The following is an 18,492-nucleotide window of genomic DNA, read 5'->3' on the forward strand; positions in this document are numbered from 1 at the left end:
CGGAGACGGGCAGCGGGCGGGGACCGGAAGTCGAGATCATGGAGGGATGATGGCAAACGACGGCGCCGCGCTCAACGGAGTTTCCGGCCATCCACTGCGGCTGCTGGCCGGCTGGGTGGACGAGGCCGGTGGTGGCAGCAGCGCCCGCTGCTTCACCTTCACGACGGCGTCGGCGGACGGCACGCCGCACGCGCGGACGGTGCTCGCCACGGCCATCGACGAGTCCGGCGTGCGGTTCCACACCTCGCGCCCCTCGATGAAGACGGCCGACGTGGCGGCGAACCCGCGGGCGGCGGGCGTGTTCTTCTGGCCGGCGCTGGTCCGGCAGGTGACGCTGCACGGCACGGCGGCCGTGCTGACGCCGTCGCTCGCCGAGGCCCGTGCCTGGTACGGGGCGCAGGCGCCGAACCTGCGGGCACTGGCCTGGACCCACGACGAGCTCGGTGATGTGGAGGGCGCCGCGGTCGAGCCGGCACGGGTGCGGGCGGTGTTCGAGCGGTTCCTGGCCGACGACCCGCCGCAGCCGCCGCCGTCGTGGACCCCGATCGTCCTCGTCCCCGACCGCGTCGACGTCTGGTGGATGCCCGAGGGCAGCGGCATCGCCACCCGCGCCCGCTTCACGCTCGACGACGGCGGCGACTGGACGCGGCGCTACGTGCTCCCCTGACCCTCGAACGGGTCGACCACGGCGATCACTCGAAGCTCACCGGCCGCTGCGGCTCGGTGCGCGCCGGCAGCTCGAGCTCCACTCCGCCCATGGCGGCGACGGCGTCGATCAGCGCATCGACGAGGGTCTGCGGCTGATGCTCGGTCGCGTTCTCGGTCATGCCTCACCACCTCCTGCCCTCCATGCTCCCAGAGTGCGACTCGCGATCAGGGGATGCCGGCGAGGCGGAGGAGCGCGGCGGTCGCGGCGGCCGCCACGACGACCAGGACGAACGGGGCCCGACGCCAGGCGAGCACGGCCCCCACGGCCACGCCGGCCGGCTTGGCGACGCCGGCGAACTCCTGGCCGTCCATGACGGCGGCCGTCGCGACCAGTGCGGCGAGCAGGACGATCGCCGACACCGCGAGCAGCTGCTCGACCCGCGGCGACAGCGTCACCCGGTCGCGCAGCAGCGGCCCGGCGTAGCGGAACGCGAACGTCCCCACCCCCAGGACGACCACGGCCACCACGAGCGCCGTCGCGGACATCGTCATGCCGGCACCTCCTCCTGTGACGCGGGGCGGGCCGGGCGGGCCAGGGCGACCACGGCGCCGGCCAGGGCGAGCAGCACCGGCAGCCCGGCCTGCAGGAACGGCGCCGTCGCGAGCGCGATGACCACCCCCACACCGCAGGCGAGCGCCGTCGTCCGGTCGCGCAGGGCCGGCAGCACCAGCGCGAGCAGCACGGCCGGGAACGCGGCGTCCAGTCCGAGGACCGCGGGGTCGCTGACCGCCGTCCCCATGGACGCCCCCGCCACCACGCCGACGTTCCAGCAGGTGAAGAGCGCGATGCCGCAGCCCCAGTAGGCCGCCCGCCGGCGCGCAGCGTCGGACTGGGCCAGCGCGAACGCCACGGTCTCGTCGACCATGACGTGGCTGCCGACGACCCGTTGCCAGCCGCGGCCGACGACGTCGCCGACGGTGAAGCCGAACACGACGTGCCGGACGTTGACGAGCAGTCCGGCCAGGACGGCCGCCACCGGGTTGCCGCCCGACGCGACCAGGCCGACGAACATGAACTGCGCCGCCCCGGCGAACACCACGACCGACAGCAGCATGGGCGCCCATACCGGCAGCCCTTCGCTGACGGCGATGGCGCCGAAGGACAGGCCGACCACCGCGTCGGCGACACACACGAGGGCGATGTCGCGCGCCAGCGCCCGGTCGGCGCGTAGTGTTCGGTAGATCGAACGCATGACCACTACACTGAACGACGCATGCACCGTTCGTCAAGACGAACGACCGACCGATGGAGCGAACACCGCCATGAGCCAGCCCAAAGCGCCGCTCGCCGTCATCGCCGCGTCCCTGCAGCGCGAGCGGCGGCGCACCGGGCTGTCGCTCGCCGAGGTCGCCCGCCGCGCCGGCATCGCGAAGTCGACGCTCTCGCAGCTCGAGGCCGGCGCCGGCAACCCCAGCGTCGAGACGCTGTGGGCGCTGAGCATCGCCCTCGACGTGCCGTTCGCCCAGCTCTTCGAGCCGGCCCGGCCGAAGGTGCAGGTCATCCGCAAGGGCGAGGGGCCGGGCGTGGCCTCGGAGCGGGCCGACTACGTCGCCACCGTGCTGTCGGCCAGCCCGCCGAACGCCCGCCGCGACATCTACCTCATCACCGCCCAGCCGGGTGAGCCGCGCTCGTCGGACCCGCACATGCCCGGCGTCGTCGAGCACGTCGTGCTCAGCGCCGGCCGGGCCCTGGTCGGGCTCACCAACGACCCCGTCGAGCTGGCGCCAGGCGACTACGTGGCGTACCCCGGCGACCTGCCGCACGTGTTCCGCGCGCTCGAGCCGGACACCGTCGCCGTCCTCGTCTCCGAACACGTCTGAGAATTTCTTCTCGCGAGTTGTCGATTCGCCGGCCCGCCGCGTGACGAGGATGTGTACGCACCGACACGAAGGAGTTCCCATGGCTCAGTACGCGATCCTCATCTACGAGCGCGAGGCCGAGGGCGGCCAGGCCGCCGAGCTGCCGCCGGAGGTCCTGGCGGCGCACGAGGCGCTGCCCGGCCGCATCACCGAGAAGGGCGGCAAGGAGCTCGGCGGCATCGCACTGGAGCCCAGCGCTACCGCCACGACGATCCGCGGCGACCTCGTCACCGACGGGCCGTTCATCGAGACCAAGGAGGCGCTGGCCGGCGTCTTCGTCATCGAGGCGCGCGACCTCGACCACGCCATCGAGCTGGCCCGCATGACGCCGATCGTCAGCGGCGGTGTCGAGGTCCGGCCGCTGCTCGGGCTCGACTTCTCCGGGCTCACGTCCTGACGGTCGAGCAGGCGGTCGCCGACGCGCACCGTCGCGAGTGGGCCTTCGTGCTCGCCGCGACGGTGCGGGTCACGCGCGACCTCGACGCCGCCGAGGAGGCGGTGCAGGACGCCTACGTCCAGGCGCTCACCCGCTGGCAGCGCGACGGCGTGCCGGCCAAGCCCGGCGCGTGGCTGACGACGGTGGCCCGGCGGACGGCGCTCAACGTCATCCGCCGGCAACGCACCCTGCAGGCCAAGCTCCCGCTGCTGCTCATGGACGCCGACGACGGCGGCAGCAGCGGCTCCGAGGGGCCCATCCCCGACGACCGGCTCCGCCTGATCTTCACCTGCTGCCACCCCGCGCTGGCCCAGGAGGCGCAGGTCGCGCTGACGCTGCGGCTGGTCTGCGGCGTCAGCACCCCGGACATCGCGCACGCCTTCCTCGTCGCCGAGCCCACCTTGGCCGCCCGCATCACCCGGGCGAAGAAGAAGATCGCCTCGGCCCGCATCCCGTACTCGGTCCCGTCGGCGAGCGACCTGCCCGTGCGCATCGACGCCGTCCTGACGGTGATCCACCTGCTGTACGCGACGGGGCACACGGCTCACTCAGGCGAGAACCTGGTCCGCGACGAGCTCACCGGCCGCGCCCTCGACCTCGCCCGCATGCTCCGCCCGCTGCTGCCGTCGGAGCCCGAGACGGCCGGACTGCTGGCGCTGCTGCTGGTCCACCAGGCCCGCCGGGCGACCCGCACCGACGCCGACGGCCGGCTGCTGCGGCTGGAGGAGCAGGACCGTTCGCGGTGGGACCGGACGCTCATCGCCGAGGCGGACCGGCTGGTCGTCGGCGCGCTGCGGTCCGGCCCGCCCGGGCGGTTCGCGCTGCAGGCCGCGATCGCCGCGCTGCACGCCCAGGCGCCCAGCTACGCCGAGACCGACTGGCCGCAGATCCTCACGCTCTACGACGAGCTGCTGCGCCGCTGGCCCTCGCCGGTGGTCGCGCTGAACCGCGCGGTCGCCGTCTCGATGGTCGACGGACCCGGTCCGGCGCTCGCCGTCGTGACGGCGCTCGAGGACGACGGACGGCTGGCCGGCTACCGCTACCTCCCCGCCACGAAGGCCGACCTGCTCTTGCGGCTCGGCCGGCACGCCGAGGCCGCGCAGGCCTACCGGGCCGCGCTGGCACTGAGCGACAACGCCGCCGAGCAGGAGTTCCTCCAGGACCGGCTCAGCCGTACGCCGCCGTCATGACCCGCCGAGCCGCCGCGTTGGCCGGCTTCGGCCTGGTCGCGATGGCGGGTTGCGGCAGCGTCGACGGCTGGGCGCGTGCCCCGTTCACGCGGCGGCGGCATCGCAACGGTGCGCGATCACTGCGCTGAGAGTGTGACGGAACTGTCGTCGGAGCGACAGTGTCGCCACATCGATCATGCAGGGATCTCACACCGATGGCGTTCCAAGGTGTCGGTCCGGCGGTCGGGCATGATCGTGAGTCGTCGCGGAGTCGGTATCCGTCAGACACTCCCCAGCCCGGGGCCGCGCCGGGTCGTAGGGTACGGCCATGAGCACCGACGAGGCGGGCGGCCGGAGCGAGCCCGATCCGGGTCTGATGCGTGTCTCGCACGCGGACCGCGACCGCATGGTCGAGATCCTGCGCGACGCGGCGGCCGACGGCCGGCTCGACACCGACGAGCTCGAGGAGCGGGTCGAGCGCGCCCTCACCGCACGCACCTTCGCCGACCTCGAGCCGCTCGCCGAGGGCCTGCCGGTCGCGGCGCCGGCCGCCCCCGTGCCGGCCGGCCCGGCAGCAACAGCGCCGGCGGTCCCAGACGGCGAGACGCAACAGTGGAGCGTCGTCGGCCAGCGGTTCCGCCGCGAGGGCGCCTGGCAGGTGCCGCGCACCGCCGAGCTCACCATGTTCGGCGGCTCGGTGCGGCTGGACTACACGCTCGCGCGGCTGCCCGAGGGCGGGCAGAGCACGCTCCGGCTGACGACCACCGGCGGGCGTGTGCGGCTGACGGTGCCGCCCGGGGTCGCCGTCGACCTGAGCGAGTTGGTGACCACTGGCGGCCGGGTCCGCGACCGTGCCTCGCGGCACGCGGTGCCGGGCTCGGCGGTGACGCACGTCGTCACGGTGACGGGATCGATGATGGGCGGGCGCATCCGGGTCGAGGAGTCGAAGGCGCGCTGAGGGTCGCCCTTCGCTCCGGGATCATCCAAGAAATAGGGCGCCATCACGCCCCGGAACTTGGATGATCATGGAGAGGCGGGCCGCTCCCTAGCCCCAGTGCGGCGGGCGGTCCAGGCCGGCCGGCAACCGGGTCGCGGCGTCGCCGTTGGCCGCGTTCACCTGCGGCTGGGTCAGGAACAGCGCCGTCGCCAGGTGGGCACCGCGCACGTCCGCCCCGCGGAAGTCCGCCCCGATGACGTCGGCCCGGTCGAGGTCCGCCCCGCGCAGGTCGGCCCCGATCAGGTAGGCGCTGCCCAGGTCCGCGCCCCGCAGGTCGCCGCGCGGCTTCTTCCCGATGAGGTCGGCGCCGCGCAGGTCACGGCCGGGCGTCCCCGCGCGGGCCAGCCGGGACGCCTCGCGCAGCAGCGGGCCCGCCGCCGCCCGCAGCTCCGCAACGGAGACCCCCGCCAGAACCGCAGCGGACGCCGTCGTCACCTCGGACACCCGGGCGAACAGCGTGTCCAGTGCGGGCCGCAGGGAAGCGGCGGCCGGGAACCCGCGCGCCGCGTCGACGTGCCAGAGCAGCTCGTGCAGCGGGCGCAGCACCCCGAACGCGGCGGACAGCTCGTCCCGCGCGGCCGCCGCCCCGCCGAACGTCACCTGGACGACCTGCTGACCCGCGCCGAAGCAGTCGTACACCGTGCAGCCGGGGAAGCCGCGCACCCGCAACGAGGCATGGATGCCGCAGCGGAAGTCGTCGCGCAGGTTGGGGCACGGCTCCCCCGCCGGCTTGTCGATGGCGAAGTCGGCCGAGCGCGTCAGCGCCGGGATGACGCAACACAGTCCCGCGCAGCGAGCGCAGTCGGCTCGCAGTTCGACCACGCTCGTAGCATACGAGCGTGACCGATGACCTGACCGCGCGGACCGTCCACTTCCCGGGTGCGAACGGCGACGACATCGAGGGCTACCTGGCCCGGCCCGACGGCGACCGGCGGCGCGGCGGGGTGGTCGTCATCCACCACCTGCCCGGCTGGGACCGCGGCACCAAGGAGATCACCAGGCGCTTCGCCGTCATGGGCTACGACGCGCTCTGCCCGAACCTCTACTGGCGCGAGGCGCCCGGCGCGGCCTCCGACGACGCCGCCGCGGCCGCCCGGGCCAACGGCGGCGTCCCCGACGAGCGGCTGGTCGGCGACGTCGCCGGCGCGGCCGCGTACCTGCGGGCGCTGCCGACGTCGAACGGCAGGGTTGGCTCCATCGGCTACTGCTCCGGCGGCCGGCAGTCCGTCCTGGCCGCCTGCCACACCGACCTCGACGCCGCCGTCGACTGCTACGGCGCCTTCGTCACCGGCACGCCGCCCGAGGGACACCCGCTGCAGGTGCCGAACCTCGTCGACCAGCTGCCGGGCCTGCGCGCCCCGCTGCTCGGCCTGTTCGGCAACGAGGACCGCTACCCCTCGCCCGCCCACGTCGACGAGCTCGAGGACATCCTGAAGCAGCACGGCAAGAGCTACGAGATCCACCGCTACGACGGCGCCGCCCACGCCTTCTTCGCCACCGAGCGGCCGTCCTACACCGTCGCGGCCGCCAACGACGGCTGGGAGCGCATCGGCGCGTTCTTCGAGACCCACCTGGGGGCCTGACATGTGCACCTACGCGACCGTGCGCACCGCCGTCGACGGCAGCGCCAAGGGCCCCGGCGGCGCCTGGTTCCACGTCAGCGACGCTACCGTCTACTTCGACCATCCGGTGCACGCCATGGCCGAGCACACGCTCAACATCGACCTCGCTGACCCGTCCCGCGGGCCGGGCCAGCGGGTGGCCGTCGAGCTGACGGCGTCAGCGGCGCGTGAGCTGGTGGCCGCCATCGAGGCCGCCCTCGCCTCCGCGCCGCCGGAGCTGACCCGGTAGCCGACGCCGTCGGGCTCAGGCCCGCTCGAACCGCGCGTGCACGGCCTTCTCGCCGGCGGTGAAGCCCGTGCACGTGTACCCGCGGAAGCCGGCGCCGTCGTCGAACAGCCGCTCGCCGCCGCCGAGCAGCACCGGCGAGATCGCGATCTCCATCTCGTCGATCAGCCCGGCGTTCAGGTACTGGCGGATGGTGGCCGCGCCACCGGCCACGAGGGCGTCCTTGCCGTCGGCGGCCGCGAGGGCCTGCTCCCGGGCCGCCTCGATGCCGTCGGTGACGAAGTGGAAGGTCGTGCCGCCCGCCATCTCGACCGGCCGGCGCGCGTGGTGGGTCAGCACGAAGACGGGGTGGTGGTACGGCGGGTTCGGGCCCCACCAGCCGGTCCAGGTCTCGTCCGGCCAGTCGCCGCGGACCGGGCCGAACATGTTGCGGCCCATGATCGTGGCGCCGATGTTGCGCCAGTTGCGCTGGACGTAGTCGTCGTCGACGCCGACGGACGCGGCCGCGGTGGGATCGGCGGCGTTGAACGTCGGGGTCACGACGGCCCAGTCGTGCAGGCTCTCGCCGCCGATGCCGAGCGGGTTCTCGAGGCTCTGCTCGGGTCCGGCGCCGTAGCCGTCGACGGACACGGAGAACATGTGGACGCGGAGCTTCTGTGTGGTCGTCATGTCCGTAGGTCGGAGTCGGGGACGGAACTTCTACATCATGCCGCCGACTTCTTCTTCGCGGGAGTCTTCTTCCTTGCCGGCGACTTCTTCTTGGCGGCGCTCGCCTTCTTCGCGGGCGCCTTCTTCTTCGTCCCCGACCGGGACTTCTTCGCCGCGGCGACACTGTCCTGGAGCGCGGTGAGCAGGTCGGTGACACCGGTGGCGGCCGGCGCGGACTCGGTGACGACGTCCTCGCCCTTGCGCTTGGCGTCGACGAGGTCCTCGACCCGCTCGGTGTAGGTGTCGTGGTACCGCTCGGGCTTCCACGCCTCGGTCATCGCCTCGATGAGGTCGACGGCCATGTCCAGCTGCTTGCCCTTGGACGCCGCCTTCGGCAGGTCGCCGAGCTCCTTGCCCGCGTCGCGGATCTCGTCGGCGAAGTACATCGTCTCGAGGACGAGCACCTGGCCCGAGGCGCGCACGCAGGCGAGGTACTCCTTGCCGCGCATGACGAACTTGGCGACGGCGGCGCGGTCGGTCTTCTGCAGCGCCGTGCGCAGCAGCCCGTACGAGGAGGCGTTGTCGTCGTCGCCCGGCCCCAGGTAGTAGCTCTTCTGGAAGTGGATCGGGTCGATCTCGGCGAGCTCGACGAACTGCTCGATCTCCAGCGCCCGGGACCGGCCCGGCGCGATCTCCTCGAGCTCGTCCTTCTCGACGATGACGTACTCGCCGCCGCTGACCTCGTGGCCCTTGACGATGTCGTCGTACTCGACCTCGTCGCCGGTGCGCTCGTTGACCCGCTTGTAGCGGATCCGGTCCGACGTGCCGCGCTCGAACTGGTGGAAGTCGACCTCGTGCTCCTGTGTGGCCGAGTACAGCCGCACCGGGATCGACACCAGCCCGAAACTGAGGAATCCGCTCCAGATCGACCGTGCCATGCTCCGTTCCGTACCCGCATGGGCGGCGAGCACGCGGGTAACCGGCCCACCATGAGAGCCGTCCTGCTGAACTGCACCCTCAAGCCGTCCCCGCAGCCCTCCAACACCGGCGCGCTGGCCGACGTCGTCGCCGGCTTCCTGCGCGACGACGGCGTCGACGTCACCTCGTACCGGCTGGCCGACCTGAACGTCCCGCCGGGCGTCGAGACCGACCTGGGCGACGGCGACGACTGGCCGATGGTGCACGACGCGATCCTGGCCGCCGAGATCCTCGTCGTCGCCAGCCCGACCTGGGTGGGCCGCCCGTCGTCGCTGGCACAGCGGGCGCTCGAGCGCCTGGACGCGCTGATGTCCGAGACCGGCGACGACGGCCGGCCGGTCGCGTTCGACAAGGTCGCCGGCGTCGTCGTCACCGGCAACGAGGACGGCGCGCACCACGTCATCTCCGAGATCTGCGGCGGCCTGGTCGACTTCGGGTTCACCATCCCGGGGCAGTCGTGGACCTACTGGCACCTGGGCCCCGGCCCGGGTCCGGACTACCTGGACGAGACGAAGGGCCACGAGTGGGCGCACTCCACCGGCCGGACCATGGCCGCCAACCTGGTCGCGGCGGCCCGGGCGCTGGCCGCGTCGCCGCTCCCGAAGCCGAGCTGACGCCGTCGGGCCGCTCACTCCCCCAGCAGCGGGCCGAGGGGGCCCAGGTCGAGGTTGAGGTCCTGGACGGTCAGGCCGTACCGGCCGCGCAGGTCCGTCATCGCCTGGTCCAGCCGCATCAGCGCCTGTCCCAGCGCCTCGACCTGCTCGTCGCTGAGGTCGCCCTCGTCGACCCGGCGCAGCGCCTGGCGCTCCATGAGCTGGCGGACCAGCTCGACGATGGTGAGGACGAGCTTGAACAGGTCGCGCTCGACGGAGTCCGCGTCGGTGTCGATGCGCCGCGGCAGCGCGTGCACCGGCGCGGTCACCGCGTCTCCTCCGCCCGGATCGAGCGGATCAGCGCGTGCAGGCGCACCTCCACCAGGTCCACCCCGGCGAGGGAGATGACGATGTCGCCGGACAGGACGACGCCGGCGCCGAGCAGCCGGTCGAGCAGGTCGACCAGCGCGATCTGCGCGGTCGGCCATCCCTCGGGCCGGGCCGGCGCCGCCGTCGACGCGGCCGTCACGCGCCCTCCTCCATCGCGACGAACGAGTACGCCGGCCACGGCCCGGCCACCACGATGTGGCAGTCCGCGTACCGCTCTCGCAGCACCTCGACCGCTGCCTCGAACCGGTCGGAGTCGTCGATCGGCACCAGGTAGGCGCCGTTGAGGCTCATCGGTGTCTCGCCGCCGGTCAGGCGCTGGTCCTGCACCGTGAGCCGGCGGGCGTCGACGGCGTGAGCGGCCAGTTCGGCGTGCACCTCGTCGGCGGCCGCCGTCGCGCGGGCCAGGGCGTCGTCGCGGGCGGTCGAGGCGGCCTTGCGCCGGATCAGGTAGGCCGCGCCGGAGCCGGGCGTCCCGGCCGCCGGCACCGGCTCCGCCACGGGGTCGGGCGACGACGTGGGCAGCCGCGGCGCGAACACCTTGACGCTCCACTCGGCCCGGCCGGTCACTTCGTCCAGCGCGCGCCGGAAGCCGTCGTGCCACCGCTCCAGCCGCTCGCGGACACCGTCGTCGTCGGCGCAGATCGTGGCCAGCCGCAGCGGCGCCGCCGGGACCGCACGCGCGACTCCGTCGACGACGGCGTGATGGGCCCGCGCCGCGTGCTCCAGCCAGCCGAGGTCGTTGAGGTTGCGGGCCAGCGCCTCCTCGCCGAACGCGCCGACGTCGACGGTGCCGACCACCGCGACGAGGTCGCGGTGGCGGACGGCGCGCACTGGCTCCCCCGCCACGCCGCGCAGACCGTCGAGGACGCCGTCGTCGACCGGAGCCGCGATGGCGTACAGGTAGCAGCCGGACTCACTCATCGGCATCGTCCTTCGCGCTCCCCGAGAGCATCGGGTCGCGGCGCCACCAGTCGATGCCCATCTCCTGCGCCTTGTCGACCGACGCCACCAGCAGCCGGATCTTGATCGTCAGCAGCTCGATGTCGAGCAGGTTGACCCGGATGTCGCCGGCGATGACGATCCCCTTGTCCAGCACCCGCTCCAGGATGTCGGCGAGGTTCGCCGGCTGCGGCGGCGCCGCCAGCGACGAGCCGTAGGGCCGGGTGAGCGGCGCGCGCTCTCTGGCCTCCGTCATGGGGTCAGTCCTCCTCCTTGGACGAGCCGCGGGTGTACCTGCGCACCCGCTTGTAGCTGGTCAGGTCGCCCTCCCCGTCGAGGTCGACGGCGTACTCGGCCAGCACGTCGGTGGAGTGCGGGATGCGTTCCAGCTCGAGCACCTCGACCCGGACCCGCCAGCCGTCGTCGTCCTTCTCCAGGCCGGTGACCGCCTCCGCGACCCGCCCGCTCAGCATCGCCAGTTGCTCGACCGCACGCGCGGCCGCCTCCGTCGCCTTCACAACAGCCGTCCGATCAGCTCGTCCTCCATGGCTACGGCTTCCTCCTCCGACAGCAGGCCCGCGGCGCGGTCGCGGTCGACCTGCTCCAGGGCGCGCTGGATGGCGGCGGGGTCGCGGTACTGCCGCTCCGCCTCGTCGGCGATGAGCCGGGCCACCGCGACCACGCCGCGCACCGGCGCCAGCGGCAACGTGACCAGGCCGGTCAGGAGGCCCATGTGTCGTCGCCCGGCACGAAGTCGTACGGCGCCGTCGGGCCGACCAGCCGGACCCGGCCGCGCCCGGCCAGGCCTTGGGCCGCCTCCTCGGCGGCCTTCTCGAACTGCTCGAGCCGCTCGTCGGCCACCAGGAACGCGACGTCGACCAGGTGGTCCGCCTCGCCGGCGGCCCGGATGTTCCAGCCCGCGGCGTGTGGCGTGAGCAGGTCGAGCAGGGTCGCGCTGTCGACGTCGCGCTTCACCTCGAGCGCGCGGGACACCAGCTCGCCAAGCCGGATCCGCTCGTTCCAGCTCGACTCGACCGACCGGTCACGGGTGTCGTCGCGCAGCCGGGCGATCTCGGGATGCTCCTGCACGATCTCGGCCAGGACGGCCTCCTCGTCGTAGCGTGCCCGGACGACGAACTGACGGTGACCCCGCAGCTCGTCGAGCACCGAGGCGAAGAAGTCCGCGTTCGGCGCGAGCAGTCCCGTGACGACGTCGCCCGTGTCGGCCATGACGGCGCCGAACCGCACGGGGATCACGGCGCAGTGCCTGGCCAGCGCGTCGGTGACTCGGCTGTGCGCGAGCAGGTCGTCGCGCCGGCCGAACGGGCGGTCCGTGACCACCTTGCCGACGACGGCGGCGACGTGGTCGTGCGCGATCACCTCGATGCCGCCGTCGTCGATGCCGGTGAGATCGTCGGGCACGGCCGTGCCGGACGGCACGATCGCGTACACGTACTGTGCCGTCAGCCCGGCCGAGCCCGTCGTCGGCTCGTCCATGGTCGCCCCCGGTTCCGTGAGCGTCATTCGCTCTCGCTCCTCTGCCGCCGGCGAGAGGTCGTCTTCTTCGCCGGACGGCGCCGTTCCTCGTCCTCGTCGTCGTCCCCGCCAGTGAAGGCATCCTTGATGCCCTCGATGGCGCCTTGGGTCTTGCCCTTGGCAGCCTGGTGGACGCCGTTGCCCATGAGCTCCGTGAGGTCCTTGCCGCCGTGCTCGTACAGGTCGAGCCGGTTGGTCGCCTCCGCGAAGCGCAGATACGTGTCGACACTGGCGACGACGATGCGGGCGTCGATGGTCAGCAACTCGATGCCGACCAGCGAGACGCGCACGTACGCGTCGATCACCAGGCCCTTGTCCAGGATGATGTCGATGACATCGGCGAGCCCGCTGGGCGACGGGCGCTGGAGCTGGCCGCCGCCGCCGGAGCGTCGCTGGTTCACCACAGTCATGTGCTCACCTCTCGGTCTCGTTGATCGCCGGGCCCCTCATCGGGCGCGGGCCCGGGCACGACGCCGGCGGGGCTTGGGCTCCTCGTCGGCGGCCTCGTCCTCGACGGGCTCCTCGTCCTCGACGGGCTCCTCGTCGGCGGCCTCTTCGTCCTCGGCGAGGTCCTCCTCGCCCTCCTCGGCCGGCTCGTCCTCGTACTCGTCGGCCTCGGCGTCGGTCTCGTCGTCGGCGGGCTCGTCCTCCTCGACGTAGTCCTCCTCGCCGTCCTCGGCGGGCTCGTCCTCGTACTCGTCCTCGGCGAGGTCCTCCTCGCCCTCCTCGGCCGGCTCGTCCTCGTACTCGTCGCCCTCGGCGGCGTAGTCCTCGTCCCGGCCCTCGTCATCGGCCTCGGCGGCCTCGCGCTCGCGCGCCTCCTCGTCGGTCTCCTCGACCTGGCTGTCGTGGATCTCGCCGCGCCAGCCCTCGACCTGGTCCGGGTCCTGGAGGAGGTTCATCATCACGTGCCGGCGGAAGTGCTTGAGCTCGAGCCGCGCACGGCGGCCCTGGGCCCGCCAGAGGTTGCCGGTGCGCTCGAACAACCCCTTGGGGTAGTACTCGAGCACGACGACGACCCTGGTCAGTCGCGGTGCGAGTTCGTGGAACGTCACCGCGCCGTCGACGTGGCCCTTCTGACCGGACGAGCGCCAGACGATCTGCTCGTCGGCGACCTGGTCGATGATCGTCGCCGACCACGTGCGGTGCGACCAGAAGACCTGCGCCTTGAAGTCGAGTTTCTCGTCTTCCTTCTGCTCGACGTTCTCGACCTTCTTCATGAATTTCGAGAAGTCCTGGAACTGCGTCCACTGGTTGTAGACGACGCTGACCGGCGCACCGATGTCGATCTCCTCGATGATGTTCATCGCCTTGGTCGCCTTGTCGCCCTTGCCGCCACCGCCCTTGCCACCGCCAGTGACCGCGCCGACGACCTTGTCCTTGACGCCGGTGAGGGCGCCCTTGACCGCGCCCGGCACACCGTTCTTCGCGGCACCCGCGAGCGCGGCGCCGCCGACGGAGCCGCCGGCGGCGACGTCGTCGAGCTTGTCGGTCGCCTGGCTGATCTTGTCCCCGGCGGACTTGACCGCCCACTCGCCGAGCGAGGTGAGGCCGTTCTTGGCCTCGTCCTTGAGCCGGTCCAGCGGCAGTTCGTCGACCAGGCCACGCAGACCCTGGTCCGGACGGCCTTCGATGTCAGTGCGTGCCATTCAGGTCACCCCCTCGACCCGGAGCGCGTCCGGCCGGACGACGCGCTCTTCTTCGTCGCCGACTTCTTCGCCGTCTTCTTGGCGGCGGCGGTCTTCTTGGTAGCGGTGGTCTTCTTGGCAGCGGTCCGCTTGCGCGCGGGCGCGTCGCTGCGCGACGACGCGGCCTTCTTCGCCGGGCGCTTGCGCGGGCGGGGCCGCTCGTCCTTCGTGTCCTCGGGCTCGCGCTCGTCGGCTTCGCGCTCGTCGGTGTCGCGCTCGTCAGGCTCGTTCTCGTCGCTCTCGCGCTCGTCGGCCTCGTCGCTCCCCCGCCCGATCGGGACCTTGTCGGTCACCGCGCCGGTCAGCAGGTCGGAGCGGTCGCGGATGGAGTCGCTGACCGCGTTGATGCGGTTGCTCACGACGCCCACCGCCGCGCCGCGCGCCGCCATGAACAACGTCGTGCGTACCTGGTCGGAGAGCTTCGCCAGCTCCGGGCGGCTCTCGATGAGCTCGTTGGCCTGCCGCAGCATGCCCTTCGGATCGGTGGCCAGCCGCTTGCCGGCCAGCATGCTGCCGACGGCGATGGCCAGCTTCAATCTCTTCCTGCGGCCCAGGATGTAGCCGCTGGCCGCCGCTGCGGCGACCCGGGTGGCCGTGTTCATCACTCACTCCCTTTGTGGGGATTCGTACTGTTTGGGGGTATTGCTGCGGCGTACCCCACGAGGTCTGCGGCAAACGATCACCGCGTGCCGGACGCCCTCAGGCGGCCAGCCTCAGCACCCGCTGGATCATCGGGATGCTCGGATAGAAGTCGTCGTCGATGTGCGCGAGGAGGATCGCCGCATAGTCGGCGAACTCCTCCTCGGTGAGCAGTGCCTCGATCTGGTCGAGCATCGTCGACGACGGGTAGAGGTCCGCCTCCACCTTGCGCATCAGCGAATCGAGGAGCAGTTTGCGTACGACCTCGGTGGGCTGCTGCTTCGCCATGGATCCTCCAGAGCCGGGTCGGGAACTCGACTCTGATCGGTTACCACCTGCGCTCGACCCCAAACGGTGCGTTCCGGACGTTCCGGGCGCTTCTCATGAAGTCTTCGGACCGGACGTCAGCATGCGCAACGGTGTGCCGTCACCGCCGCGACGGTGTGGCATCGCTGTCGCTCTGACGACAGTGATGCCACCCGCTCCGCGCACCGATCTCACATCGATTCACGTGCCCCATGGCACCGGCGCGCGGAGGCGCGAGTTGCGCACGATGGAGGTGGGTCTCGATGAGCCAGTGGCCGGCGTCGTTGATCAGGTGCAGCTCGGCGTCGGGCAGGTCGTCGAGGTAGGCGGCACCCGCCTCGGCCGGCAGATAACCGTCGTGCGGACCCCACACGATCAGCGCCGGCGGACGGTGTTCGCGCAGGTAGGCCTGGAACTCCGGGAAGGACGCCACGCTCTCGCGGATGCGTCCCATCAGCTCGACCATGATCGCCCGGTTGTCCGGCTCGCGCATGCGGGCCCAGGCCAGCCGCCAGAGCTCCGGTGAGATCCTCTCGCGCACGCGCTCCGGCACCTCGCCGAGCACCTCCGCGCGCAGCCCGTCCTCGGCGCCAGAGCCACGGGCACGGGTCATTCACCTCCGCGGGTCGCTGCTGGTCCCGTTCCCCACGGCTGCCGGGACAAACGACGCGGCGCTCAGCCGGTGCGGAACGGGCGGAAGAACGCGCGCAGTTCCTCGGCGTAGAGCTCGGGCTGCTCGAACGGCGCGAAGTGCCCGCCTCGCGGCGGTTCCGTCGCCCGCACGAGGTTGGTCGAGCGCTCGAGCCAGGCCCGCGGCGGCCGGACGACGTCGCCCTGGAAGATCGAGAAGCCCGACGGCACCTCGACGCGCCGGGCCAGTTGCGCCGGCGGGATGGCGGCGTTCGCGGCGTACATGCGCATGGCCGAGCCGATGGTGCCGGTGAGCCAGTAGAGCGTGACGTTGGTGAGGATCTCGTCCTTGGTGAAGGCCCGCTCGACGTCGCCGCCGCAGTCGCTCCAGGCCCGCAGCTTCTCGACGATCCAGGCGGCCAGCCCGGCCGGCGAGTCGGTCAGCCCCGCGGCGGCGGTCTGCGGCTTCGTGCGATGGATGGCCGCGTAGGCGCCCTCCGTCGCACCCCAGACCCCGACCGTGCGGATCCACTCCTGTTCCTCCGGCGTCAGCTCCGAGTGGTCGCCGGAGAGCACTGGCAGGCCCGCGTCCATGCGGTGTACGGCGATGACGCGGCCGGAGTGGTCGAGCGCGAGGTAGCGGCTGACGTGGCTGCCGAGGTCGCCGCCGGCCGCCGCGAACCGCTCGTACCCGAGGGTGGTCATCAGCTCGGCCCACAGCCCGGCGGCGGCGATGGAGTCGAGCGGCGCGCCCGCCGGCGGGTCGGAGTACCCGTACCCGGGGAGGTCCGGCACCACCACGTCGAACGCGTCGGCCGGGTCGGCGCCGTGGGCGCCGGGGTCGGTGAGCAGCTCGATGACCTTCGTGTAGCGCCAGAAGGAGTCGGGCCAGCCGTGCGTGAGGATCAGCGGGATCGCCGGCTGCGGAGCCGGTGCCGCGGCGCGCGCGTGCACGAGGTGGATGCGCAGGCCGCCGACGGTGACGCGGAACCGCGGCAGCCGCGCGAGAGCCTCCTCCTGCGCCCGCCAGTCGAACCCGTCGGCCCAGTACTCGACCAGCTCGCGCAGGTAGCCGACGTCGGTGCCCAGCGACCAGCCCGCATCCTCCGGCGCGTCGGGCCAGCGGGTCGCCCGCAGGCGTCGCCGCAGATCGTCGAGCTCCGCATCGGTCGCGCGCGGGTCGAACGGCTCGGGCTTCGCGAGATCCTCCGGCATGCGACCCACCCTACGAGCCGGGTCCGACAGTGCGGCGCGCCAGGCGTGATGCCTGGCGCGCCGCCTCTGCCGGCAGGCCCGGTGACTCAGTCGAGCGAGTCGATCAGCTCCAGCAGCGCCTGCTCGAGCGCGGCCTGGCCGGCAGAGTCGTCGACTTCCCTGAGTGCGTGGTTCAGCTGAGCCACAGCCGCCCTGGTGTTCCCCTTGTCGGCCTGCTTCTCGGCCTGCTCGACAGCCTTTCGGACCCTGAGGGCGGTGTTGGCGTCGATGTCAGCGGCCCGGACGACCTGGTCGATGTTGGCCCGCACCACCGCGAAGCTCGGCGCCGCGACCAGCTCGGACATCAACTGGGAGTTGAACTGGTCCAGCTGCACCTCGGAGGCCGCCTCGATCTCGTTCGCGGTCAGGTGCTCGTTCGGCGTCAGCCCGTACGTGTCGAAGCCACGGGCGATCTCGGTGCCGTAGACGAAGCCGTTGTACCAGTAGGCCGACCACAAGCCGCCGAGGTTGAGCCCAGTGGGGTTCGGGGAGTTGATCGGGCCACGGTCGAAGTACGCGATCTCGACCGGGTTCGCGGTGTCGGTGAAGTCGACGACCGAGAGGCCGCCCTGGTACCAGGCCTGGACGTAGATGTCGCGGTTGGGCACGGGGATGACCGACGAGTTGTGCGCCACGCAGTTCTCCTGCGACGTCTGCACCGCCGGCATCTTGTAGTAGCTCGCGAACTCCATCTGCCCGTCGACGATGTCGAACAGTGCGTCGGCACCCCACTCCGGCCGGTCGGTCACCCGGCAGCGGGCGGTGGTGCCGCCACCCCACTCGTCGGTGAACATGACCTTGGTGCCGTCGTTGCTGAACTGGGCCGAGTGCCAGTAGGAGAAGTTCGGGTCGGCGACCGCGTCCAGGCGCACCGGGTTCACCGGGTCGGAGATGTCCAGCAGGATGCCGTTGCCCTGGCAGGCGCCGGCGAGCAGGCCGATCTCCGGGAACGCGGTGACGTCATGGCAGGTGTTGGTGTTGGGCAGCGGCGAGTAGGCCGTGCCGGACGGGTGCAGCGCGCCTTGAAGGGTGTTCTGCAGGCCGTTGAAGGCACCCGTGCCGGGATCGGTGAAGATCCGCGGCTGGCTGACGATCTCGGCGTCCTCGGGAGCGTCGAGCGGGACCTTGATGACGTCGATGCGCCACTGCGTCGGGTTACCGGTGGTCACCGGGGCCTGAGTGAGCGCCGCGTTCTCGCACCCCGCCAGCTCGGCCGACGGGCGCACCCCTGCGGTGCCCGAGTTGTAGACGTAGATGTTGTCCGGGTCGTCCGGGTCGGTGACCAGCGTGTGGGTGTGCGAGCCGCGGCAGGTCTGCACGCCAGGCAGCTGGACCGGGTTGTCGAGGTCGCTGATGTCGAAGATGCGCACGCCGCGGAACCGCTCCGGGTTCACCGTGCCGGGTGCGCCCTGCGTGCCGCAGTCGATGCGCCCACGCGTCTCCTCGACCGAGAAGAAGAGCAGGTTGCCGAACACCGAGGGGTCACCCTGGCCGCCCGGGCAGACGAACGAGCTGCGCAGGACCGGGTCGGCCGGATCGGAGATGTCGTAGATCTGGAAGCCGTTGAAGCCGCCGACGATCGCGTTGTCGCCGGTGAACGCCAGGTCTGAGTTGACGAACCCGAAGTTGCCCGGCGGTGCGTCGAACGGCGCCACCCGCGGGTCGTTGTCGAGCAGTTCGATGTTGCTGCTGGCTTCTGACCAGGGGAAGTACCCCGGCTCGAGGCCGACTCGAGGGTCCTCGTCCTGCGCGGAAGCCGCCGCGGGGAGAAGGCCGCCGAGCAGGACCATGGCCCCGATGACCGTGACGCCACGGCGTCTGATGCGCGGTGTGCGCGTGGGAACTGCTGGCTTCATTGCCACGGGCTCTCCAC

At 72.2% G+C, this 18,492-nt stretch carries 29 protein-coding genes; 9 read left to right on the forward strand and 20 right to left on the reverse strand.

Annotation, left to right across the window (positions count from 1 at the left end):
* The first annotated feature begins 46 nt into the window (after positions 1–46).
* Entirely contained in the window at positions 47–667 is a 621-nt protein-coding gene (locus tag HD601_RS19145; protein WP_184824516.1) for a pyridoxamine 5'-phosphate oxidase family protein, read from the forward strand.
* A 25-nt stretch (positions 668–692) separates the two neighbouring features.
* On the opposite strand, the gene HD601_RS34930 is transcribed toward HD601_RS19145, so the two are convergent.
* The 3 genes from HD601_RS34930 to HD601_RS19155 are packed head-to-tail and all read right to left on the reverse strand — an operon-like array spanning position 693 to position 1,901.
* A complete protein-coding gene (locus HD601_RS34930) occupies positions 693–827 on the reverse strand; it encodes a hypothetical protein (RefSeq protein WP_281386324.1) in 135 nt (44 codons plus the stop codon).
* 46 nt (positions 828–873) lie between these two features.
* A complete protein-coding gene (locus HD601_RS19150; RefSeq protein ID WP_184830052.1) occupies positions 874–1,194 on the reverse strand; it encodes an AzlD domain-containing protein in 321 nt (106 codons plus the stop codon).
* Between the two features lie 2 nt (positions 1,195–1,196).
* A complete protein-coding gene (locus tag HD601_RS19155; RefSeq protein ID WP_184824518.1) occupies positions 1,197–1,901 on the reverse strand; it encodes an AzlC family ABC transporter permease in 705 nt (234 codons plus the stop codon).
* Between the two features lie 70 nt (positions 1,902–1,971).
* Between HD601_RS19155 and HD601_RS19160 the strand changes: the two genes are divergently transcribed.
* From HD601_RS19160 to HD601_RS19175, 5 genes are all read left to right on the forward strand, one after another.
* Positions 1,972–2,529: a helix-turn-helix domain-containing protein gene (locus HD601_RS19160; RefSeq protein ID WP_184824520.1), complete on the forward strand. Its 558-nt coding sequence runs from the start codon at positions 1,972–1,974 to the stop codon at positions 2,527–2,529.
* 79 nt (positions 2,530–2,608) lie between these two features.
* A complete protein-coding gene (locus HD601_RS19165; protein WP_184824522.1) occupies positions 2,609–2,965 on the forward strand; it encodes a YciI family protein in 357 nt (118 codons plus the stop codon).
* Positions 2,966–3,012: 47 nt separating this feature from the next.
* Positions 3,013–4,194 carry a DUF6596 domain-containing protein gene (locus HD601_RS19170; RefSeq protein WP_184824525.1) on the forward strand — a complete coding sequence of 394 codons (1,182 nt, stop codon included), beginning with the start codon at positions 3,013–3,015 and terminating at the stop codon, positions 4,192–4,194.
* Positions 4,191–4,322 carry a hypothetical protein gene (locus tag HD601_RS34935; protein WP_281386325.1) on the forward strand — a complete coding sequence of 44 codons (132 nt, stop codon included), beginning with the start codon at positions 4,191–4,193 and terminating at the stop codon, positions 4,320–4,322. The genes HD601_RS19170 and HD601_RS34935 overlap by 4 nt, the downstream gene beginning before the upstream one ends.
* A 179-nt stretch (positions 4,323–4,501) precedes the next feature.
* Positions 4,502–5,131 carry a DUF1707 SHOCT-like domain-containing protein gene (locus tag HD601_RS19175; protein WP_184824527.1) on the forward strand — a complete coding sequence of 210 codons (630 nt, stop codon included), beginning with the start codon at positions 4,502–4,504 and terminating at the stop codon, positions 5,129–5,131.
* 87 nt (positions 5,132–5,218) lie between these two features.
* On the opposite strand, the gene HD601_RS19180 is transcribed toward HD601_RS19175, so the two are convergent.
* Positions 5,219–5,992, reverse strand: coding sequence for a pentapeptide repeat-containing protein (locus HD601_RS19180; protein ID WP_184824529.1), 774 nt, complete (start codon positions 5,990–5,992; stop codon positions 5,219–5,221).
* A 17-nt stretch (positions 5,993–6,009) separates the two neighbouring features.
* On the opposite strand from HD601_RS19180, the gene HD601_RS19185 reads away from it, so the two are divergent.
* Entirely contained in the window at positions 6,010–6,753 is a 744-nt protein-coding gene (locus HD601_RS19185; protein WP_184824531.1) for a dienelactone hydrolase family protein, read from the forward strand.
* Between the two features lies 1 nt (position 6,754).
* The gene (locus HD601_RS19190; RefSeq protein WP_184824533.1) at positions 6,755–7,021 is read left to right on the forward strand and encodes a DUF6295 family protein; all 267 of its coding nucleotides are present in this window, start codon (positions 6,755–6,757) and stop codon (positions 7,019–7,021) included.
* A 15-nt stretch (positions 7,022–7,036) separates the two neighbouring features.
* On the opposite strand, the gene HD601_RS19195 is transcribed toward HD601_RS19190, so the two are convergent.
* Together HD601_RS19195 and ku are read right to left on the reverse strand one after the other, a co-directional pair.
* Positions 7,037–7,687: a dihydrofolate reductase family protein gene (locus HD601_RS19195; RefSeq protein ID WP_184824534.1), complete on the reverse strand. Its 651-nt coding sequence runs from the start codon at positions 7,685–7,687 to the stop codon at positions 7,037–7,039.
* Positions 7,688–7,722: 35 nt separating this feature from the next.
* Positions 7,723–8,604 (reverse strand): non-homologous end joining protein Ku, encoded by an 882-nt coding sequence (gene ku / locus HD601_RS19200; RefSeq protein ID WP_184824536.1) that lies wholly within the window; start codon positions 8,602–8,604, stop codon positions 7,723–7,725.
* A gap of 51 nt (positions 8,605–8,655) precedes the next feature.
* Between ku and HD601_RS19205 the strand changes: the two genes are divergently transcribed.
* Positions 8,656–9,258: a flavodoxin family protein gene (locus tag HD601_RS19205; protein WP_184824538.1), complete on the forward strand. Its 603-nt coding sequence runs from the start codon at positions 8,656–8,658 to the stop codon at positions 9,256–9,258.
* Between the two features lie 14 nt (positions 9,259–9,272).
* Here the strand turns inward: HD601_RS19205 and HD601_RS19210 are convergent, their stop codons facing one another.
* The 14 genes from HD601_RS19210 to HD601_RS19275 form a co-directional block, all read right to left on the reverse strand.
* A complete protein-coding gene (locus tag HD601_RS19210) occupies positions 9,273–9,566 on the reverse strand; it encodes a gas vesicle protein K (protein ID WP_221441112.1) in 294 nt (97 codons plus the stop codon).
* Entirely contained in the window at positions 9,563–9,766 is a 204-nt protein-coding gene (locus HD601_RS35870; RefSeq protein WP_184824540.1) for a gas vesicle protein GvpJ, read from the reverse strand. Before HD601_RS35870 ends, HD601_RS19210 begins: the two co-directional genes overlap by 4 nt.
* Positions 9,763–10,548, reverse strand: a complete 786-nt coding sequence (locus tag HD601_RS19220; RefSeq protein WP_184824543.1) for a GvpL/GvpF family gas vesicle protein — start codon at positions 10,546–10,548, stop codon at positions 9,763–9,765. The genes HD601_RS35870 and HD601_RS19220 overlap by 4 nt, the downstream gene beginning before the upstream one ends.
* Positions 10,541–10,822, reverse strand: a complete 282-nt coding sequence (gvpJ, locus tag HD601_RS19225; protein WP_221441113.1) for a gas vesicle protein GvpJ — start codon at positions 10,820–10,822, stop codon at positions 10,541–10,543. Before gvpJ (HD601_RS19225) ends, HD601_RS19220 begins: the two co-directional genes overlap by 8 nt.
* Positions 10,823–10,826: 4 nt before the next feature.
* Positions 10,827–11,084: a gas vesicle protein GvpO gene (locus HD601_RS19230; RefSeq protein ID WP_184824545.1), complete on the reverse strand. Its 258-nt coding sequence runs from the start codon at positions 11,082–11,084 to the stop codon at positions 10,827–10,829.
* Positions 11,081–11,299 (reverse strand): gas vesicle protein GvpG, encoded by a 219-nt coding sequence (locus HD601_RS19235; protein ID WP_184824547.1) that lies wholly within the window; start codon positions 11,297–11,299, stop codon positions 11,081–11,083. The genes HD601_RS19230 and HD601_RS19235 overlap by 4 nt, the downstream gene beginning before the upstream one ends.
* Positions 11,287–12,090 (reverse strand): GvpL/GvpF family gas vesicle protein, encoded by an 804-nt coding sequence (locus tag HD601_RS19240; RefSeq protein WP_184824549.1) that lies wholly within the window; start codon positions 12,088–12,090, stop codon positions 11,287–11,289. The genes HD601_RS19235 and HD601_RS19240 overlap by 13 nt, the downstream gene beginning before the upstream one ends.
* Positions 12,087–12,512, reverse strand: a complete 426-nt coding sequence (gvpJ, locus tag HD601_RS19245) for a gas vesicle protein GvpJ (protein WP_184824551.1) — start codon at positions 12,510–12,512, stop codon at positions 12,087–12,089. Before gvpJ (HD601_RS19245) ends, HD601_RS19240 begins: the two co-directional genes overlap by 4 nt.
* 36 nt (positions 12,513–12,548) lie before the next feature.
* On the reverse strand, positions 12,549–13,751 hold the full coding sequence (locus tag HD601_RS19250) for an SRPBCC family protein (protein WP_184824553.1): 1,203 nt from the start codon (positions 13,749–13,751) through the stop codon (positions 12,549–12,551).
* 5 nt (positions 13,752–13,756) lie between these two features.
* Positions 13,757–14,392 carry a hypothetical protein gene (locus HD601_RS19255; protein ID WP_184824555.1) on the reverse strand — a complete coding sequence of 212 codons (636 nt, stop codon included), beginning with the start codon at positions 14,390–14,392 and terminating at the stop codon, positions 13,757–13,759.
* A gap of 97 nt (positions 14,393–14,489) precedes the next feature.
* The gene (locus HD601_RS19260; RefSeq protein ID WP_184824557.1) at positions 14,490–14,717 is read right to left on the reverse strand and encodes a hypothetical protein; all 228 of its coding nucleotides are present in this window, start codon (positions 14,715–14,717) and stop codon (positions 14,490–14,492) included.
* Between the two features lie 139 nt (positions 14,718–14,856).
* Positions 14,857–15,348, reverse strand: coding sequence for an alpha/beta fold hydrolase (locus HD601_RS19265; RefSeq protein WP_184824559.1), 492 nt, complete (start codon positions 15,346–15,348; stop codon positions 14,857–14,859).
* A gap of 62 nt (positions 15,349–15,410) precedes the next feature.
* A complete protein-coding gene (locus tag HD601_RS19270) occupies positions 15,411–16,580 on the reverse strand; it encodes an epoxide hydrolase family protein (protein WP_184824561.1) in 1,170 nt (389 codons plus the stop codon).
* An 86-nt stretch (positions 16,581–16,666) separates the two neighbouring features.
* Positions 16,667–18,409 (reverse strand): LVIVD repeat-containing protein, encoded by a 1,743-nt coding sequence (locus tag HD601_RS19275; protein ID WP_221441114.1) that lies wholly within the window; start codon positions 18,407–18,409, stop codon positions 16,667–16,669.
* Between the last annotated feature and the right edge of the window lie 83 nt (positions 18,410–18,492).

This window comes from Jiangella mangrovi, from assembly GCF_014204975.1.
Lineage (GTDB): Bacteria > Actinomycetota > Actinomycetes > Jiangellales > Jiangellaceae > Jiangella > Jiangella mangrovi.

Bases quoted from the DNA above. Each gene is read 5' to 3' on its own strand.
- HD601_RS19145 (WP_184824516.1), top strand. From the start codon at position 47: ATGATGGCAAACGACGGCGCCGCGCTCAACGGAGTTTCCGGCCATCCA.
- HD601_RS34930 (WP_281386324.1), bottom strand. From the start codon at position 827: ATGACCGAGAACGCGACCGAGCATCAGCCGCAGACCCTCGTCGATGCG.
- HD601_RS19150 (WP_184830052.1), bottom strand. From the start codon at position 1,194: ATGTCCGCGACGGCGCTCGTGGTGGCCGTGGTCGTCCTGGGGGTGGGG.
- HD601_RS19155 (WP_184824518.1), bottom strand. From the start codon at position 1,901: ATGCGTTCGATCTACCGAACACTACGCGCCGACCGGGCGCTGGCGCGC.
- HD601_RS19160 (WP_184824520.1), top strand. From the start codon at position 1,972: ATGAGCCAGCCCAAAGCGCCGCTCGCCGTCATCGCCGCGTCCCTGCAG.
- HD601_RS19165 (WP_184824522.1), top strand. From the start codon at position 2,609: ATGGCTCAGTACGCGATCCTCATCTACGAGCGCGAGGCCGAGGGCGGC.
- HD601_RS34935 (WP_281386325.1), top strand. From the start codon at position 4,191: ATGACCCGCCGAGCCGCCGCGTTGGCCGGCTTCGGCCTGGTCGCGATG.
- HD601_RS19175 (WP_184824527.1), top strand. From the start codon at position 4,502: ATGAGCACCGACGAGGCGGGCGGCCGGAGCGAGCCCGATCCGGGTCTG.
- HD601_RS19190 (WP_184824533.1), top strand. From the start codon at position 6,755: ATGTGCACCTACGCGACCGTGCGCACCGCCGTCGACGGCAGCGCCAAG.
- HD601_RS19195 (WP_184824534.1), bottom strand. From the start codon at position 7,687: ATGACGACCACACAGAAGCTCCGCGTCCACATGTTCTCCGTGTCCGTC.
- ku (WP_184824536.1), bottom strand. From the start codon at position 8,604: ATGGCACGGTCGATCTGGAGCGGATTCCTCAGTTTCGGGCTGGTGTCG.
- HD601_RS19205 (WP_184824538.1), top strand. From the start codon at position 8,656: ATGAGAGCCGTCCTGCTGAACTGCACCCTCAAGCCGTCCCCGCAGCCC.
- HD601_RS19220 (WP_184824543.1), bottom strand. From the start codon at position 10,548: ATGAGTGAGTCCGGCTGCTACCTGTACGCCATCGCGGCTCCGGTCGAC.
- gvpJ (WP_221441113.1), bottom strand. From the start codon at position 10,822: ATGACGGAGGCCAGAGAGCGCGCGCCGCTCACCCGGCCCTACGGCTCG.
- HD601_RS19235 (WP_184824547.1), bottom strand. From the start codon at position 11,299: ATGGGCCTCCTGACCGGCCTGGTCACGTTGCCGCTGGCGCCGGTGCGC.
- HD601_RS19240 (WP_184824549.1), bottom strand. From the start codon at position 12,090: ATGACGCTCACGGAACCGGGGGCGACCATGGACGAGCCGACGACGGGC.
- gvpJ (WP_184824551.1), bottom strand. From the start codon at position 12,512: ATGACTGTGGTGAACCAGCGACGCTCCGGCGGCGGCGGCCAGCTCCAG.
- HD601_RS19250 (WP_184824553.1), bottom strand. From the start codon at position 13,751: ATGGCACGCACTGACATCGAAGGCCGTCCGGACCAGGGTCTGCGTGGC.
- HD601_RS19255 (WP_184824555.1), bottom strand. From the start codon at position 14,392: ATGAACACGGCCACCCGGGTCGCCGCAGCGGCGGCCAGCGGCTACATC.
- HD601_RS19260 (WP_184824557.1), bottom strand. From the start codon at position 14,717: ATGGCGAAGCAGCAGCCCACCGAGGTCGTACGCAAACTGCTCCTCGAT.
- HD601_RS19265 (WP_184824559.1), bottom strand. From the start codon at position 15,348: ATGACCCGTGCCCGTGGCTCTGGCGCCGAGGACGGGCTGCGCGCGGAG.
- HD601_RS19270 (WP_184824561.1), bottom strand. From the start codon at position 16,580: ATGCCGGAGGATCTCGCGAAGCCCGAGCCGTTCGACCCGCGCGCGACC.
- HD601_RS19275 (WP_221441114.1), bottom strand. From the start codon at position 18,409: ATGGTCCTGCTCGGCGGCCTTCTCCCCGCGGCGGCTTCCGCGCAGGAC.